Source organism: Methylobacterium sp. XJLW (genome assembly GCF_003254375.1).
GTDB lineage: Bacteria > Pseudomonadota > Alphaproteobacteria > Rhizobiales > Beijerinckiaceae > Methylobacterium > Methylobacterium fujisawaense.
The window spans coordinates 5,693,262-5,709,149 of the sequence record NZ_CP016429.1 but is presented as its reverse complement, the minus strand read 5'-3'; the positions used below and the strand labels follow the sequence as shown (position 1 = coordinate 5,709,149).

General features: G+C 70.2%; 17 protein-coding genes. 9 read left to right on the top strand and 8 right to left on the bottom strand.

Going from position 1 to position 15,888, the window contains the following annotated elements; genetic code table 11:
• Positions 1-68: 68 nt before the first annotated feature.
• The gene (locus A3862_RS26320; protein ID WP_043351052.1) at positions 69-1,412 is read right to left on the bottom strand and encodes a UDP-glucose dehydrogenase family protein; all 1,344 of its coding nucleotides are present in this window, start codon (positions 1,410-1,412) and stop codon (positions 69-71) included.
• A 311-nt stretch (positions 1,413-1,723) separates the two neighbouring features.
• On the opposite strand from A3862_RS26320, the gene argB reads away from it, so the two are divergent.
• The 3 genes from argB to rplS all read left to right on the top strand — a co-directional run bounded on the left by argB (position 1,724) and on the right by rplS (position 4,100).
• Entirely contained in the window at positions 1,724-2,617 is an 894-nt protein-coding gene (gene argB / locus A3862_RS26315; RefSeq protein WP_043351054.1) for an acetylglutamate kinase, read from the top strand.
• 188 nt (positions 2,618-2,805) lie between these two features.
• On the top strand, positions 2,806-3,567 hold the full coding sequence (locus A3862_RS26310) for a pyrimidine 5'-nucleotidase (RefSeq protein WP_043756067.1): 762 nt from the start codon (positions 2,806-2,808) through the stop codon (positions 3,565-3,567).
• 131 nt (positions 3,568-3,698) lie between these two features.
• Complete coding sequence (gene rplS / locus A3862_RS26305) at positions 3,699-4,100, top strand: 50S ribosomal protein L19 (RefSeq protein WP_043351057.1); 402 nt, start codon at positions 3,699-3,701, stop codon at positions 4,098-4,100.
• Between the two features lie 115 nt (positions 4,101-4,215).
• Here the strand turns inward: rplS and A3862_RS26300 are convergent, their stop codons facing one another.
• From A3862_RS26300 to A3862_RS26290, 3 genes are all read right to left on the bottom strand, one after another.
• On the bottom strand, positions 4,216-5,904 hold the full coding sequence (locus A3862_RS26300; RefSeq protein WP_236961544.1) for a methyl-accepting chemotaxis protein: 1,689 nt from the start codon (positions 5,902-5,904) through the stop codon (positions 4,216-4,218).
• A 394-nt stretch (positions 5,905-6,298) separates the two neighbouring features.
• A complete protein-coding gene (locus tag A3862_RS26295; RefSeq protein WP_043353789.1) occupies positions 6,299-6,682 on the bottom strand; it encodes a RidA family protein in 384 nt (127 codons plus the stop codon).
• On the bottom strand, positions 6,679-7,893 hold the full coding sequence (locus tag A3862_RS26290) for a lytic murein transglycosylase (protein WP_052083556.1): 1,215 nt from the start codon (positions 7,891-7,893) through the stop codon (positions 6,679-6,681). The genes A3862_RS26295 and A3862_RS26290 overlap by 4 nt, the downstream gene beginning before the upstream one ends.
• 171 nt (positions 7,894-8,064) lie before the next feature.
• Between A3862_RS26290 and A3862_RS26285 the strand changes: the two genes are divergently transcribed.
• On the top strand, positions 8,065-8,406 hold the full coding sequence (locus A3862_RS26285) for a carboxymuconolactone decarboxylase family protein (RefSeq protein WP_078947260.1): 342 nt from the start codon (positions 8,065-8,067) through the stop codon (positions 8,404-8,406).
• A 50-nt stretch (positions 8,407-8,456) separates the two neighbouring features.
• On the opposite strand, the gene A3862_RS26280 is transcribed toward A3862_RS26285, so the two are convergent.
• Positions 8,457-9,110 (bottom strand): TetR family transcriptional regulator, encoded by a 654-nt coding sequence (locus A3862_RS26280; protein ID WP_043756071.1) that lies wholly within the window; start codon positions 9,108-9,110, stop codon positions 8,457-8,459.
• A gap of 94 nt (positions 9,111-9,204) precedes the next feature.
• On the opposite strand from A3862_RS26280, the gene A3862_RS26275 reads away from it, so the two are divergent.
• On the top strand, positions 9,205-9,876 hold the full coding sequence (locus A3862_RS26275) for an O-methyltransferase (protein WP_043756073.1): 672 nt from the start codon (positions 9,205-9,207) through the stop codon (positions 9,874-9,876).
• Between the two features lie 73 nt (positions 9,877-9,949).
• On the opposite strand, the gene leuD is transcribed toward A3862_RS26275, so the two are convergent.
• Together leuD and A3862_RS26265 are read right to left on the bottom strand one after the other, a co-directional pair.
• Positions 9,950-10,552 carry a 3-isopropylmalate dehydratase small subunit gene (gene leuD / locus A3862_RS26270; protein WP_043350546.1) on the bottom strand — a complete coding sequence of 201 codons (603 nt, stop codon included), beginning with the start codon at positions 10,550-10,552 and terminating at the stop codon, positions 9,950-9,952.
• A gap of 69 nt (positions 10,553-10,621) precedes the next feature.
• Positions 10,622-11,353, bottom strand: a complete 732-nt coding sequence (locus tag A3862_RS26265) for a HisA/HisF-related TIM barrel protein (RefSeq protein ID WP_100793918.1) — start codon at positions 11,351-11,353, stop codon at positions 10,622-10,624.
• 9 nt (positions 11,354-11,362) lie between these two features.
• Here A3862_RS26265 and A3862_RS26260 point away from each other — a divergent pair, with 9 nt between their 5' ends.
• From A3862_RS26260 to A3862_RS26245, 4 genes are read left to right on the top strand one after another with little or no spacing between them, the layout of a single operon-like run.
• Positions 11,363-12,412, top strand: coding sequence for a hydantoinase/oxoprolinase family protein (locus A3862_RS26260; RefSeq protein WP_111474109.1), 1,050 nt, complete (start codon positions 11,363-11,365; stop codon positions 12,410-12,412).
• Entirely contained in the window at positions 12,409-12,609 is a 201-nt protein-coding gene (locus A3862_RS26255) for a hypothetical protein (RefSeq protein ID WP_043350558.1), read from the top strand. The genes A3862_RS26260 and A3862_RS26255 overlap by 4 nt, the downstream gene beginning before the upstream one ends.
• A 23-nt stretch (positions 12,610-12,632) precedes the next feature.
• Entirely contained in the window at positions 12,633-13,415 is a 783-nt protein-coding gene (locus A3862_RS26250; protein WP_043756077.1) for a hypothetical protein, read from the top strand.
• Positions 13,416-13,449: 34 nt separating this feature from the next.
• Entirely contained in the window at positions 13,450-14,070 is a 621-nt protein-coding gene (locus tag A3862_RS26245; RefSeq protein ID WP_043756079.1) for a GNAT family N-acetyltransferase, read from the top strand.
• Between the two features lie 78 nt (positions 14,071-14,148).
• Here A3862_RS26245 and hpnH read toward each other — a convergent pair whose 3' ends face one another.
• The gene (gene hpnH, locus A3862_RS26240) at positions 14,149-15,312 is read right to left on the bottom strand and encodes an adenosyl-hopene transferase HpnH (protein WP_043386340.1); all 1,164 of its coding nucleotides are present in this window, start codon (positions 15,310-15,312) and stop codon (positions 14,149-14,151) included.
• Positions 15,313-15,888 lie beyond the last annotated feature (576 nt).

Below are 15,888 nucleotides of genomic sequence, written 5' to 3'. Positions count from 1 at the left end.
AAGAAATCTTCGCGCGCCGGCGCAGATCCCGCACAGGAATTCAGGCCCGTCGGTCTCCACCGCGATGATCAAGACCCGTTCCGCGCGACGCTCTCCTTGGTTCGTCCGACGCCGCAATAGGTGAAACCGTGTCGCGCCGCGCTCGCGGGGTCGTAGATGTTGCGCAGGTCGATCAGCACGGGGGCCGATCCGTCGGAGGACATGATCTGACGCAGCCGGTCGAGGTCCAGCGCCCGGAACGCGTTCCACTCGGTGACGATCACCAGGGCGTCCGCACCCTCCGCGCAGGCATAGGCGTTCTCGGCGTAATCCACAGCCGGCATCAGGATCCGGGCCTGCTCCATGCCCTCCGGATCGTAGGCGCGCACCTTCGCCCCCGCATCCTGAAGCCCGGCGATGATCGCCAGCGAGGGCGCATCGCGCATGTCGTCGGTGTTCGGCTTGAAGGTCAGGCCGAGCAGCGCCACCGTCTTGCCGCGTACGCTGCCGCCGCAGGCCTTGATCACCTTGCGGGCCATGGCGCGCTTGCGCTGGTCGTTGACCGCCACCACCGTCTCGACCATCCGCAGCGGGGTGCCGGCATCCTGGGCGGTCTTGACCAGCGCCAGCGTGTCCTTGGGAAAGCACGAGCCGCCGTAGCCCGGCCCGGCATGCAGGAACTTCGACCCGATCCGGTTGTCCAACCCGATGCCGCGAGCGACCGCCTGAACGTCGGCGCCGACCGCCTCGCACAGGTCCGCGATCTCGTTGATGAATGTGATCTTAGCCGCCAGGAACGCGTTCGCCGCGTATTTGGTCAGTTCGGCGGTGCGCCGCGCGGTGACCATGATCGGGGCCTGATTGAGATAGAGCGGCCGGTAGACCTCGCGCATCACGGCCTCGGCCCGCGCCTCCTCGGCGCCGACCACGATGCGGTCGGGACGCTTGAAGTCGGCGATGGCCGCGCCCTCGCGCAGGAACTCGGGATTGGACACCACCGCGACGTCCGCGCCGGCATTGGTCTCGCGGATGATGCGCTCGACCTCGTCGCCGGTGCCCACCGGCACGGTCGACTTCGTCACCACCACGGTGAAGCCCGAGAGCGCCCCGGCGATCTCCCGGGCGGCATCGAACACGAAGCTCAGGTCGGCGAAACCGTCGCCGCGGCGGGACGGCGTGCCCACCGCGATGAACACCGCGTCGGCCTCGGCCACGGCCTCCCGCATCGATGTGCTGAATGCGAGCCGTCCCTGGCGGACGTTCTCGGTCACCAGCGCGTCGAGGCCGGGCTCGTAGATCGGCATGCGGCCGGCATTCAGGCTCGCGATCTTGTCGGGATCCCGGTCGATGCAGACGACCGCGTGGCCGAAATCGGCGAGGCATGCCCCGGAGACCAGGCCGACATACCCGGCCCCAATCATCGCAATCCGCATCGGGCCCTCCCGGCAGCTCGCCCAGCGGCTTGCTGCGATGCAACATGATCCCGGCCGCCAGACGATGCAAGCCGGGCCAGCCTGGATCCGGTCCAGTCTGTCACGGGAATGCAACACCCGCGAAGGATGACTGTAGTTTGACAGCCACCGGGGCGCCGTGCGCCGGCGGCCGGGCCGCGCGCCGCCGATCCGCGAATGGAGGCGGGGCGGCTTCGCAGCGCGGACGGCTTCCTGTAGAAGCGCCACCGCCCGAAGGGGAGGCCGCAGATCCGCCCCCGAGGACCCGACCCAAGGATCGGCGAAGGACCGCGATGACCGAATTGCCCAACGTGCACGTGCGTGCCGAGGTCCTGGCTCAGGCGCTGCCCCACATGCAGCGCTACGACCAGGAGATCGTGGTCATCAAGTACGGCGGCCATGCCATGGGCGACCGGGCCGCGGCCGAGGATTTCGCCGAGGACATCGTCCTCCTGGAACAGTCCGGGCTGAAGCCGATCGTCGTGCACGGCGGCGGGCCGCAGATCGGCAAGATGCTCGACCGGCTCGGCATCCAGTCTGAGTTCCGCGGCGGCCTGCGCGTCACCGACGAGGCCACCGTCGAGGTGGTCGAGATGGTCCTGGCGGGCCTGATCAACAAGCAGATCGTCGGCTGGATCTCCGCCGAGGGCGGCCGGGCGGTCGGCCTGTGCGGCAAGGACGGCAACATGGTCCGGGCCAAGCGGGCCATGAAGACCGTCGTCGATCCCGAGAGCCACGTGGAGCAGACCGTCGATCTGGGCCTCGTCGGCGAGCCGGATCACGTCGAGCGCGGCGTCCTCGACGCGGTGCTGAAGGCCGAGCTGATCCCGGTCCTGGCGCCCGTCGCCTACGGCGCTGACGGCCAGACCTACAACGTCAACGCCGACACCTTCGCGGGGGCGATCGCCGGGGCGCTTCGGGCCAAGCGCCTGCTGCTGCTCACGGACGTGCCGGGCGTGCTCGACAAGGACAAGAAGCTGATCCCGGAACTCACCGTGGAGGATTGCCGGCGCCTGATCGCGGACGGCACCATCACGGGCGGGATGATCCCGAAGATCGAGACCTGCATGTATGCGCTCGAGCGCGGTGTCGAGGCGGTGGTCATCCTCGACGGCAAGGTCAACCATGCGGTGCTCCTCGAGCTGTTCACCGATTACGGCGCCGGCACCCTGATCCGTCGGGGCTGAGAATCGGACCGACCCGCACCGCGCCGCCTCCCGGCGCGGTGCCGCCCGCATCGGTGGCGGCAACATCTGCGCCCGCCGCGCATTGTCGTACCCCGCCCACAGGACCAGCCCCGGACAAGCATCAAACTTGCGAGCTTGACCGTTCCGGTCCACAGATTCCGTGGGTATCAGCAACCTGAGGGGTTCCGGTGCACCACCCCGGCAAGGCCCAGTTCACCACCCCCGCGGCGCGCGGCTTCGCCGACGTCGACACCTGGGTGTTCGACCTCGACAATACCCTTTACCCGAGCGATGCCGCGGTCTGGCCGAAGGTCGACGAGCGCATCACCCTGTACGTGATGCAGCTCTACGGACTCGACGGGATCTCGGCGCGCGCGCTGCAGAAGCATTTCTATCACCGCTACGGCACGACGCTGTCGGCGCTGATGGTCGAGGCGGGCGTCGATCCCCACGATTTCCTCGACTTCGCCCACGACATCGATCACTCGTCGATCAAGCTCGACAAGAGCCTCGGCGACGCGATCGAGCGGCTGCCCGGGCGCAAGCTGATCCTGACCAACGGGTCGCGCCGGCACGCCGAGACCGTCGCCGCCAAGCTCGGCATCCTCGATCATTTCGAGGACGTGTTCGACATCGCCGCCGCCGACTTCGTCCCGAAGCCGGAACGCACGACTTACGAGCGGTTCCTGGAGAAGCACGCCGTCGAGCCGACCCGCGCGGCCCTGTTCGAGGACATCGCCCGGAACCTCGCGGTGCCGCACGACCTCGGCATGGCCACCGTGCTGGTGGTGCCGAGGGTCACCGATCCCTACCGCGAGGCCTTCGAGCAGGAGGCCGTGCGCGAGCCGCATATCGATCACATCACGGACGACCTCGCCGCCTTCCTGGCCGCCTGCGTGCTGCCCGAGGCCAAGGCGGAGCGAGAGCCGGTCGACCGGGACCGTCGCTGAACCGCGTCCAACGGCAATCGACAAGCCGGCAACGATCCTGTAGAGAGCCGCCCAACTCACAACAGGATCGCCGAAATCCTGGCGCCGATCGCCCATGAGGGGCGAAGCGGCGCGACGGCCGGAGCTATGCCATGAACATCATCGAGCAGCTGGAGCGCGAGGAAGTCGCGCGCCTCGCCAAGACCATCCCGGATTTCGAGCCGGGCGATACGCTGATCGTCAACGTCCGCGTGAAGGAAGGCGAGCGCACCCGCGTTCAGGCCTACGAGGGCGTCTGCATCGCCCGCTCGGGCGGCGGCCTCAACGAGAGCTTCACGGTCCGCAAGATCTCCTACGGCGAGGGCGTGGAGCGCGTGTTCCCGGTGCACTCCCCGATGATCGATTCGATCAAGGTGGCCCGTCGCGGCAAGGTGCGTCGCGCCAAGCTGTACTACCTGCGCGACCGCCGCGGGAAGTCGGCCCGCATCGTCGAGCGCACCGACCGCTACAAGACCAAGGACGCCCCGGCCGCCGCGCCCACCGCCGCCGAGTAAGCTGTCCGAATCGCTCCGCAGGCCGGAGCGATCGCCCGGTTTCAGACCGGCCCGGCTCAGCCGGGCCGGTTTTTTCTTGGCCGGCCGCCCCGTCCCGGCCGCCGATACGATCCGCTCAGGCGGCCCGGATCCCGTCCAGGAACCGGCGGATCTCGGCGGCGAGTTGCTCGGACCTGCGCGACATGTCGATCGCGGCGTCCAGAACGCGCTCGGCCGCCCCGCCCGTCTCCTCGGCGCCCTGCGAGACGTCGGCGATGTTGCCGGTGACCGCCTCGGTGGCCGCCGCGGCGCGCCCGACGCTGCGCACGATCTCTTCGGTTGTCGCGCCCTGCTGCTCGATCGCCGCAGCGACCGTGGCGGCGAGGGTGCTGACCTCCCCCATGGTGCGGCCGATCCCCTGGATCGCCTCCACGGCCTGGCAGGTCGACGCCTGGACCGCGCCGATCCGTAGGGCGATCTCCTCGGTGGCGCTGGCCGTCTGCTCAGCCAGCGCCTTGACCTCGGCCGCCACGACGGCGAAGCCCCGGCCCGCCTCGCCGGCCCGGGCCGCCTCGATCGTGGCGTTGAGGGCCAGGAGGTTGGTCTGACGGGCGATGCCGGCGATCATGTTGGCGACGGCACCGATCTGCTCGGCCCCGTTCGCGAGGTCGCCCACGAGGGTGTCGGTGCGCTGCGCTTCGGTCGCGGCCTGCGCCGTCTTGGCCGAGGATTGCGCCATCTGTCCGGAGATGTCCTGGATGGTGACCGCCATCTCCTCGGTGGCGGCGGCGACGCTCTGCACGCTCCCGGCGGTCTCCTGCGCGGCCCCCGCCACATGCGTGGCCCGGACACTCGTGCGGGAGGCCCGCCGTGCCATGGCCTCGGCGGTCACCTGCATCTGCGCAGCGGCCGCGGAGACGCCCGTCATGAGGGCCCCGGCATCGGCCTCGAACGCCCGGGTGAGCACGTCGAGCCTCTGCACGTGCTGGGCCTTGGCCGCCGCTTCCTGCGCCGCCGTCCGATCCATCTCGGCCTTTGCGATCAGCGCTTGGCGGAAGACCTCCACAGTCCGGGCCATCTGCCCGATCTCATCCGTCCGATCGAGCCCGGGAATCGAGCCCGTCACGTCGCCCTGGGCGAGGGCCTGCATCCGGCGGCCGAGCCGGTCGAGCGGACGCGTGATGCCGCGCCCGATCAGGACCGAGCCGAGCACGCCGAGGGCGCCGACCGCGAGAAGCAGGCCGCTTGCCGCCAGAGCGAGCGACAGGAAAGCGTCCTTGATGTCGTCGGTATAGGTCCCGGCCGCGATCATGATGTTCCAGGGCGTGAACCTGACGGCGCGTGTGGTCTTCAGGTACAGGCCCTCGCGGCCGGGTCGCGGATACTGATACGTCGTCAGGGCCGTGTCGGAGGTCTTCAGCAGATCGATCAGCATCCCGGCCACGCGCACCCCGTTGACCCGGACGTCCAGCTGGTTGCTGCCGACAAGCCTGCGGTCGGGAACCGCCAGAGCCGTACCGTCCATCGCGTAGATGGCGACGTAGTTCGTGCCGTTGTCGAAGCGCATGGCCTTGGCCGTCTCGGCAAGTTCCGCCAGGGCGGCTTCGCGGGTCAGGGCGCCGCTTCTGACCCGGGATTCAAGGTTTTGTGCGTAGGTGGTGAACAGCTCCGTGATCGCGCGCAGGGATTGAAGCCGCTCGGCCAGCATTTCCTCGTAATACAATCGCAATCCGCCAGCGCCAATGGCTGAAACGATCAATACGGTGAGTACAATTTGCGCCATCATACGACGAAACAGACTTACGCTGAAAAATCGAATGCGCATAATAAATTCCCGCAGATCGCCAAATCCAGCGATATCGCGGCATGATCTGATAAATTCGATTGCTCATGTCAACAGAAGCGCGCAGATCAAGATCATGACCTACAAGTTGAACGACCGAGATCTGCAGATGAGGCGACGATGCCGTTGCTTTTGACATGGCGCATGCCGGCCGCACGGATGGGCTGCCGCCAGCGACGACAGAACCTGAGATCGCCCCGGCGAACCGCACCTGCACCGCAGCAATGGACGGGTCGAATGCCCCCGGCACACGGCACGGGCGCGGCCGTAATGCGGGCGCGACGGAGATGATCGGGTCGGAGGATCGGATGGCTCTGCGGCCCGGCGGAACGGCACGCGGGGGCCGCTCGCCGTCGCCGGCGCGATCGGGGCGCCGCTACCGGGTCCGCGCGGTGACCTCGATCTCGACGCGCATCTCGGGGCGTAGAAGACCCGCCACGACCAGGATCGTGGCGGCCGGCCGGACATCGGCCAGCACCCGGCCGCAGACCGCCAGCACGGCCTCGGCGTCGTCCCGGTCGATGACGTAATAGGTGGCGCGCACGATGCCGGCGAGATCTGTTCCGGCCTCCGCGAGCACCGAGCGGATCGTGCGCCAGCAGGCCTCGGCCTGCGCGGCGGCCCCCTCGGGCATGGTCATCGTGGCGTAGTCGTAGCCGGTCGTCCCGGACAGGTAGACGGTGTCCCCGTCGACCACCGCCCGGGAGTAGCCGTAGTCCCGCTCGAACGGGGAGCCCGACGTGATCAGCCGCCGTCTCACCCGCCGCGCAACGCCTCCAGCACCTTGCCGCCGGGACGGCCCGTGGGCGTCATCCCGAGCCGGCGCTCCACGTCCTTGATGGCATCGCGCGTCTTCTGGCCGACCTTGCCGTCCGGCTCACCGACATCGTAGCCGCGGGCGGCCAGCCGGGTCTGGAGATCGCGCCGCTCGGCCCGGGACAGGGGCGGGTCGTCGGTCGGCCAGGCGGCCTGGACGCCGGGCTTGCCGCGCAGCCGGTCGGAGAGGACCGCGATGGCGAGACCGTACGACTCGGCGGCGTTGTACGAGTAGATCGCGTCGAAGTTCTTGGTCACCAGGAAGGCCGGGCCGTCGATGCCGGCGGGCGCGATGATCCCGGCCGGGCCCTCGCCCGAGAGCGGGCGCCCGTCCACACGGGTCACGCCGAGCGAGGCCCAGTGGGCGACCGGTTTCTTGTTCTTGCGTCCGGCGGCTCCGACGTTGAAGCCCCGAGGCAGCTTCACCTCGTAACCCCAGACCTGGCCGTTCTGCCACTTGGCGACGTGCAGGAAGTTGGCGGTGGACCCGACGGCGTCGGCCACCGAATCGACCACGTCGCGCCGTCCGTCGCCATCGCCGTCAACGGCGAGGCGGTGATAGGTGGTGGGCATGAACTGGGTCTGGCCGAAGGCGCCCGCCCAGGAGCCGGTGAGCCGCTCCGGCGCGATGTCGCCGCGCTCGATGATCCGGAGCGTGGCGATCAGCTCGCCGCGGAAGAAGTCCCGGCGGCGGTTGTTCGAGCAGGCCAGCGTCGCCAGCGACTGGACCAGCGGCATCTTGCCGAGGTTCTTGCCGAAATTCGACTCGACGCCCCAGACCGCCGCGATCGTGTAGCGGTCCACCCCGTAGCGCGCCTCGGCCTGGGCCAGGGCCGCCGCGTGCTGGCGCATGGCCGCCCGCCCGTCCTCGACCCGCTCGTCGTCGACCAGCGCCGCCATGTAGTCCCAGATCGGCGTCTTGAACTCGGGCTGCGCCTGAGACAGCTCGATCACCTTGTCGTCGTAACTGATGCCGCTCGTGGCGGACCGGAAGGTCTGCGCCGAGACGCCCGCCGCGGCGGCCTGCCCTTGGATGCCGGCGAGGCAGCGGTCGAAATCGGCCCGTGCGGGCAGGACTGCCAGCGGCACGACCGCGATCCCGGATAGCAGCCCGAGCGCGCGCGCTTTCCTCGGTCCCGTCGGGTGCTTCGGCATGCTGGCGATCCTCACGATGCGGGGCGGAGTCTGGGCGCGGATTCAGGCGACATGTGGGTTAACGAAGGGTGAGGAAATCCGCGTCGTCTTGACCACCGCGCCTACCAATCGATAGGTTGGCTCGGAGCCCGCCAGCGAGCGGCGGGCCCTCCAAGGCGGGAGACGAAACGCATGATGAAGGATTGGAATCAGTACGGCGCCGAGCTGGTGAGCACGCTCGGGCGCATCGGCGCGGTGAGCCCGGACCTGCTCAAGGCTCATGACCAGCTCGCCGCGGCGGCGCCGACCGAGCGCAAGCTCGACGCGAAGACCCGCGAGCTGATCGCCCTCGCGGTGGCGGTGACGACCCGGTGCGACGGCTGTATCGCCGTCCATTCCGAGGCCGCCCGCAAGGCCGGGGCGAGCAAGGAGGAGGTCGTGGAGGCGCTGGGCGTCGCGGTGGCGCTGAATGCCGGTGCCGCCCTGGTCTACACCGCCCGGGCTTTCGAGGCCTTCACCGGCGAGAACGGCTGAGGCGGCGAACCGCGTCGATCCCGGGCCCTCGCGCGGGCCCGGTGCCGGCTTCAAGACGAGGCGCCCGCCCGGCCCAGGCTCCGCAGGCGGTCCAGGTAGGCGCACAGCATGTCGGCCAGCGCGCCGGCGGAGGCTTCCACGGCGGCCTGCGTCCGCGCCGCCTCCGAGATGCGCTCGCCGACCTCGCCGAGGGTCATCGCGATGATCGCGCCCGCGACCTGCAGATCCGCCTCGGGAACCGCCGGAAGCGCCTCGCGCAGGAAGTCGCGAAACGCCTGCGTGCCGGCCAGCTGCGGCTCCGCGGCCTCGGGCGCATCGCGATAGGCCGGGGCGGCTGCGTCGAGGGCCCGTCGCATCGCCGCCTCCGCGCATTCCGAGCGCACGAAGGCGTGGACCGCGGCGCGCAGCCGATCGCCCGGCATCGTCGTGCGATCCTGCAAAATGCCGGCGAGGAGAGCCGTCGTGTCCCGCCATTCGTCGCTCTGCAGCTGGAACAGGATCGCCGCCTTGTTGGGGAAGTACTGGTAGAGCGAGCCGATGCTGACGCCGGCGCGCTCGGCGACCCGCGCCGTCGTGAACCGCTCCGCCCCGACCTCCGCCAGAACCTGAGTGGCCGCCTCCAGGATGGCCGCGACGAGGTCGCTGGAGCGCGCCTGCCGGGGCTGCTTTCGCTTGGAAATTCCGAGGCTTGGCCGATCGGGCATGACGTGTGGCTCGGAACGCGAATAGGCGCGGGCAGGGGGCGCCGGTATTCTGCGTCGTGTTCAGTCGAGCACGCAAGACGGAAAGCAAATCGCCATGTCACGCTCAGCTTCTACTCTCGCCGAGCCGCGTATCGCGTCCTTGTTGGACAGTCTCTTCATGGAATCAGAGGCCTCCTCACCCGTGAGCGCCATCGGCGATCTCTCGGCGGACGAGCGGACGCGCCTCATGGGCAGCCGAACCGGCTACCGAGACTTCTACAGCCGGCTCAAGGACATGCCCCTCGCGGTCTCACGGGAGACCGGCCGGCTGCTCTACATGCTCGCCCGGACCCGCCGCGCGCGGACGATCGTCGAGTTCGGCACCTCCTTCGGCCTCTCGACCCTGCACCTCGCCGCGGCCCTGCGCGACAATGGCGGCGGCCGGCTGATCACCTGCGAGTTCGAGCCGTCCAAGGTGGTGCGGGCGCGGGCGAACCTGATGGAGGCCGGGCTGGCGGATCTCGTGGAGTTCCGCGAGGGCGATGCCCTGCAGACCCTCGGCCTCGACCTGCCCGACTCGGTCGACCTGCTGCTCCTCGACGGGGCGAAGGGGCTCTATCCGGAGGTTCTCAGCCTCGTGGAGAGCCGCCTCGGACCGGGCGCCCTGGTGGTCGCCGACAACGCGGACCACAGTCCGGACTACCTGGCGCGCGTGCGCGCGCCGAGCCGCGGCTACCTGTCGGTGCCGTTCGCCGAGGTCGTCGAGCTGTCGATGCGGCTCGGGTGAGGCAGGGCCCGGTATCCGGGCCGGACCGGCGGCCGCCTCAGCGCGACCGCCGTCGGGACACTCAGCGGGCCGCTCAGGCCCATTCGCGCTGGGCCAGCTTCTGCTCGTAGGCATCGATCGACGCGGCGCGCGCCAGCGTCAGGCCGATCTCGTCGAGGCCGTTCAGCAGGTTGTGCTTGCGGCCCTCGTCGATGTCGAAATGCAGGGTGCCGCCGTCCGGCCCCCGGATGGTCTGCGCCGCCAGATCGATCGACAGGGTGGCGTTCGCGCCGCGCTCGGCATCCTCGAACAGCTTCTCCAGGTCCTCGGGGGACACGACGATCGCCAGGATGCCGTTCTTGGCGCAGTTGTTGAAGAAGATGTCCGCGAAACTCGTGGAGATCACGCAGCGGATGCCGAAATCGGCCAGCGCCCAGGGCGCGTGCTCCCGGGACGAGCCGCAGCCGAAATTGTCCCCGCACACCAGGATCTTGCTGTTCCGGTAGGCGGGCTGGTTGAGGATGAAGTCCGGGTTCTCGGAGCCGTCCTCACGGTAGCGCATCTCGGCGAACAGGCTCTTGCCGAGCCCGGTCCGCCGGATCGTCTTCAGGTACTTGGCCGGGATGATCCGGTCGGTATCGACGTTGATCGTCCGCAGGGGCGCCGCGACGCCCTCCAGGGTCGTGAACTTTTCCATCGTCTGACGGCTCGTGTCGGTGGTCTCTCTGTCGCGCGGTTTAGCAGCCGCAGGCCCGGGCCGGAAGCATCACGCGAGGTCGGGTGCCGTCGCCCGGGACAGGGTGCCGTCGTGGAGGGCGGAGGCGACCAAAGCCCCAGCGATCCCGGCCGCCCGCAGCGCCCGCAGGTCGTCCGGGCCGCGCACGCCGCCCGCCGCGTAGAGGCGGCGGTCCGGCGCCCGCACCCGCAGGGCCCCCAGGGCCGCGAGGTCCGGGCCGGCCCCGGCCCCGACCTGCGCCAGCGTCATGGCGATCACCTCCGGCGGCCAGAGCGACGGATCGTCGTGGAGCGCCGCCGGGCCGAGCCGCTCCGCCCCGCGGGTGTCGAGGGAGAACACCGCCCGGTCGCCGAGCCGCGTCACGAGGCCGGCATCCGCCTGGCTCTCGCTGCCGATCACCGGGCGCCCGAGGCCGGCGGCCAGGAACGCCGCGACGCCCGCATGCTCGGCGAAGCCGGCATCGATCCACAGGGCGATTCCCGGGCAGGCACGGGCGATCGCCTCCAGGGCGCGGAGGTCGGGCGCGGCGCGATCGATGATCGCGTCGAGGTCGGCGACGTAGAGGATCCCGGCGGGCCACGCATCGACCAGCCCGCGGGCCACCGCGGCCGGCGCCGAGCCCTTTGCCAAGGGCGTCTCGATCGGGGCATAGGAGGAGCGCTCGCCCCGGCGCGCCCGCACCACGCGGCCGCCCCGGAGATCGAGCACCGGGATCACCGCGAAGCCGGGGCGCCCGATCCTGTGGTCCATCGAGGCGCTCATCGCGGTCCCATGCGCTCATCAAACCCAATGACGATCGGGTGGGACCTCGGCGGGGTCCACGTCAAGGTCGCCCTGGTGGAGGACGGCCGCGTCGTGGCCGCCGCCCAGGTGCCGTGCCCGCTCTGGCAGGGCCTGCCGGCCCTCGACCGGGCGCTGGAGGCTGCGCCCGACTGGGCCCGCGGCGCGGCCCTGCACGCCGTGACCATGACGGGCGAACTGACCGACTGCTTCGCCGACCGGCGCGACGGCGTCGCGGCCCTGTCCGGATGGGCCGAATCGCACCTCGCCGGAACCGTGCGGATCTATGCCGGCCGATCCGGCTTCGTCGCCCCGGAGGCGGCCGCCTCCCTGTCGGCGGACGTGGCCTCGGCCAACTGGCACGCCACCGCGGCCCTCGCCGGCCGGGTCGTCCCGGACGCGCTCCTGATCGATATCGGCTCGACCACCGCCGACCTGATTCCCGTCGTGGGCGGGCGGCCGGCCGCGACCGGCTACAGCGATGCCGAGCGGCTGGAGACCGGCGAGCTCGTCTATACCGGCGCGGTGCGCACGCCGGTGATCGCGCTGTCCGGCCACGCCCCCTTCGCGGGCCGCCGGACCCGGCTGATGACCGAGACCTTCGCCCACATGGCGGACGTCTACCGCATCCTCGGCCTGCTCCCCGAAGGCGCCGACCAGCAGCCGAGCGGCGACCGCAAGGGCAAGACGGTCGCCGAGAGCGAGACCCGGCTCGCCCGGATCGTCGGGCGCGACCGGGCGGAGGCGCCCGCCTCGGCCTGGACGGCGCTCGCCGCCCACTTCGCCGAGGCGCAGCTGCGCCTGCTCCACGACGCGGCGGCGGAGCTCCTCAGCCGGCCCGATCTCGGCGTGGACGCGCCCCTCGTCCTGTGCGGCGCCGGCGCCTTCGTGGGCGCCCGCCTCGCGGAGCGGCTCGGCCGGCCGGCGACGCCGCTGGTGGCGCTGCTGGCGGACCGGATCGCCGGTGCCCGCGACGGGATCTCGACCTGTGGACCGGCGGTGGCGGTCGGCCTCATCGCCGCGGAGGAGGCAGTCGCATGAGTGCAATCAAGATCCTGGCCCGGATCCTGACGGCCCGGGTGGGGCCGCATATCGAATTAGCCGTGGAGACGGAGTCCGGGGAGGTCCTGAAGGTGCTCGCCACCGAGGACCAGATCGACCGGCTGGTCGACGAGCTGGACGACATCCTCAACTCGCCGGCCGACCCGGAGGATGACGGGCCGCCCCAGGCGGCCTGACGCCGCGGGCCGTTCGGATCGCCATGAGCCTGATCGCCGCCAAGATCATCGTCACGCCGACGCTGATGTGGGCCGTCTCGGCGGCGGCGCGGCGATGGGGCAGCCTCGTCGGCGGCCTGCTCTCGGGGCTACCGCTCACCTCGGCGCCGATCTCGATCTACCTCGCCGCCGAGCAGGGCGAGCGTTTCGCCGCCGACGCCGCGATCGGCTCGGTGGAGGGGCTGGGCGCGGTCACGGTCAGCTATCTCGCCTACGCCGTCTCCGCGCCACGGATGGGGATCCTCGCCGCCATCCTCCTCGCTCTGGCGGCCTTCATCCTCGGCGGCGCCCTGCTGCACGGACTCCTCCAGCCCGGCCTGTGGCTCGCCACGGCGATCGACCTGCCGGCGATGGCACTGCTGGTCGCCCTGTGCCGGCCGCGCGTGGGGACCGAGGCGCCGGTCCGCCGGTCGCGCCCGCCGCGCTGGGACATGCCGGCCCGGCTCGCCGCCGCCACGGCCCTGGTCCTGCTGGTCTCGACGCTGGCGCCACATCTCGGCTCCGGCCTGAGCGGCGTCCTGGCGCCGATCCCGATCATCTCCTGGCCGCTGATCGTCTTCGCCCGGGTTCAGGACGGTGTCGGCGCCGCCCTCGACGTGGTGCGCGGCAGCGCCCAGGGCGCGTTCGGCGTGCTCGCCTTCTATGTCTGCGTGCACCTGCTGCTCGGGCGAATCGACCCGGTCGCGGCCTACGCCGTGTCCATCGCGGTCTCGGCGCTCTGCGTGCTGCCGTGGCTCGTCGCGCGGCGCCGCCCGCGGGCCGCGTGACCGAGCCGCGCCGACGCGACAGCGGAGGAGATTCATGCTGCCGGATACGGGGATCCCGACCCTCACCCCGGGCTACGCGGCGGTGCCGCCGGGCCATCTCGCCTCCATCGTCACCAGCCTGGAGATGCTCCGCCCGCCGCCCCCGCGTCCCGGACGGCCGTTCCCGCCGGGGCTCGCCCTCGAGCCCCTGGCGCGCACCGACCCGGAGACCTACCGGACCCTGTTCCGGGAGGTCGGCGCCGACTGGCTCTGGTTCTCGCGGCTCACACTGGCGGACGGGGCGCTGGCGGCGATCCTGGCCGACGGGGACGTCGAGATCTTCGCGCTCCGGCGGGACGGGCGGAACGTCGGCATGCTGGAACTCGATTTCCGCAGGCCCGGCACCTGCGAGCTGGTCTTTCTCGGACTGACCGGGGATGCGGTCGGAACCGGGATCGGCCGCACGCTGATGAACGCGGCGATCGGCCGGGCCTGGGCGCGTCCGATCACGCGGTTCTGGGTGCATACCTGCACCCTGGACCATCCCGGCGCGCTCGCCTTCTACCGGCGCTCGGGCTTCGTCCCCTTCGCGGTCCATGTCGAGGTCGCGCCCGATCCGCGGCTCGACGGGACCCTGCCGCGCACCTGCGCTTCGCACGTGCCGCGGCTCGGCTGACGCGTTGCGGGGATCCGGAAACCAAAAGACCCGCGGCCTCGCGGCCGCGGGTCTCGTGTCGTCAATCGTTCGGGCCGGTCAGGCGGCGGTGCGCTTGCGGGCTTCCTGCTTCGTGTCGACGCCGGCCGCTTTGATCTCGGACAGCTTCTGCGCGACGTTGCGCGAGAACACGAACTCGGCCGGGCGCTGGTTCTCCAGGCTGACCTCGGGGGCCATCGCGCCGTCGGTCTTGATGCCGCGGATCGCGTGCACCAGCGGCTTCCAGGGCTTGCGGACCGAATCGACCACCGAGGAGGCCTCGTAGCCCGAGTGGACCATGCAGTCGGCGCACTTCTCGTAGTTGCCGGTGCCGTAGGAATCCCAGTCGGTGGTCTCCATCAGCTCCTTGAAGGTCGCCGCGTAGCCCTCGCCGAGCAGGTAGCAGGGCTTCTGCCAGCCGAACACGGTGCGGGTCGGGTTGCCCCACGGGGTGCAATGGTAGGTCTGGTTGCCGGCCAGGAAGTCGAGGAACAGGCCCGACTGCTGGAAGGTCCACTTCTCGCGGCCCTTCTCCTTGCCGTGCCGGAACACGCCGCGGAACAGGTCCTTCGTCGCCTTGCGGTTCAGGAAGTGCTTCTGGTCGGGGGCGCGCTCGTAGGCGTAGCCGGGGGAGACGGTGATGCCGTCGATACCCATCCGGGTCACGCTGTCGAAGAAGTCGGCGATCTTCTCCGGCTGGGAATTGTTGAAGAAGGTGCAGTTGATGGTGACGCGGAAGCCCATCTCCTTGGCCTTCGCGATCGCCGCCACGGCCTTGTCGTAGACGCCGCGCTGGCACACCGACTGGTCGTGCATCTCCTTGTCGCCGTCCAGATGGATCGACCACGTGAAGTACGGGCTCGGCTTGTACTCCTTGATCTTCTTCTCGAGGAGCAGCGCGTTCGTGCAGACGATCGCGAACTTCTTCTGGGCGATGATGCCCTCGACGATCTGCGGCAGATCCTTGTGCAGGAGCGGCTCGCCGCCGGCGATCACCACCACCGGAGCGCCACACTCGCGCACCGATTCGAGGGCGTCGGCGACCGGCAGGCGCTTGTTCAGGATCTCGTCCGGATAGTCGATCTTGCCGCAGCCGGCGCAGGCCAGGTTACAGCGGAACAGCGGTTCCATCATCATCACAAGCGGGTAGCGCTTGCGGCCCGTGAGGTGCTGCTTCAGGATGTAGCCGCCGATCTTCGCGACGTACCGGAGGGGGATACCCAAGATTGCGGCTCCTTACTTCGTCGACCCCGGGGCATTGGGGTGCTTAACGCGAAAAAATCTCGAATTCCAGCGATCTAGCTTGGAACTAATCTGAAACGACCCCGTTTCGGCGAGGTCATGACATCTTATCCTGCTCCTGACGCAACGGCGCCACACGCACCGCTCCCGCGGGATCCGTGAGCGGAGACGTCCGATCGTTGAGGACAGCACGTGCATTGCGTCGGCAATACGACCGGAATCCCAAGATTCTGGTGGCCGCGCCAGGATCGCCGTGCGCTAGCGCACACGGACAGGCGCGGGATGCGCGCCACAGCGGCCGCGTTGCAATCTGGCATCGCCCTCTTTACTGAGCCTCGTGGCCGCGATGCAAGTCCCGGCCCGCGGCGGGTGACCCGACCGCGGGCCGCGTCATCGGGCGGAGTCGGGTCCTGGACGCGCACGGCGTGGCCAGAACGGGCAGTGCGGCGTTCCTCGAACCCGATGCGCACCCGACCGGATCGCGGCGCGATCGGCCGGCGGAGCCCGGGGCCCGTCCGTGTCGGTGGGCGGGGTCTGGACCGGACGAATGACAGGAGC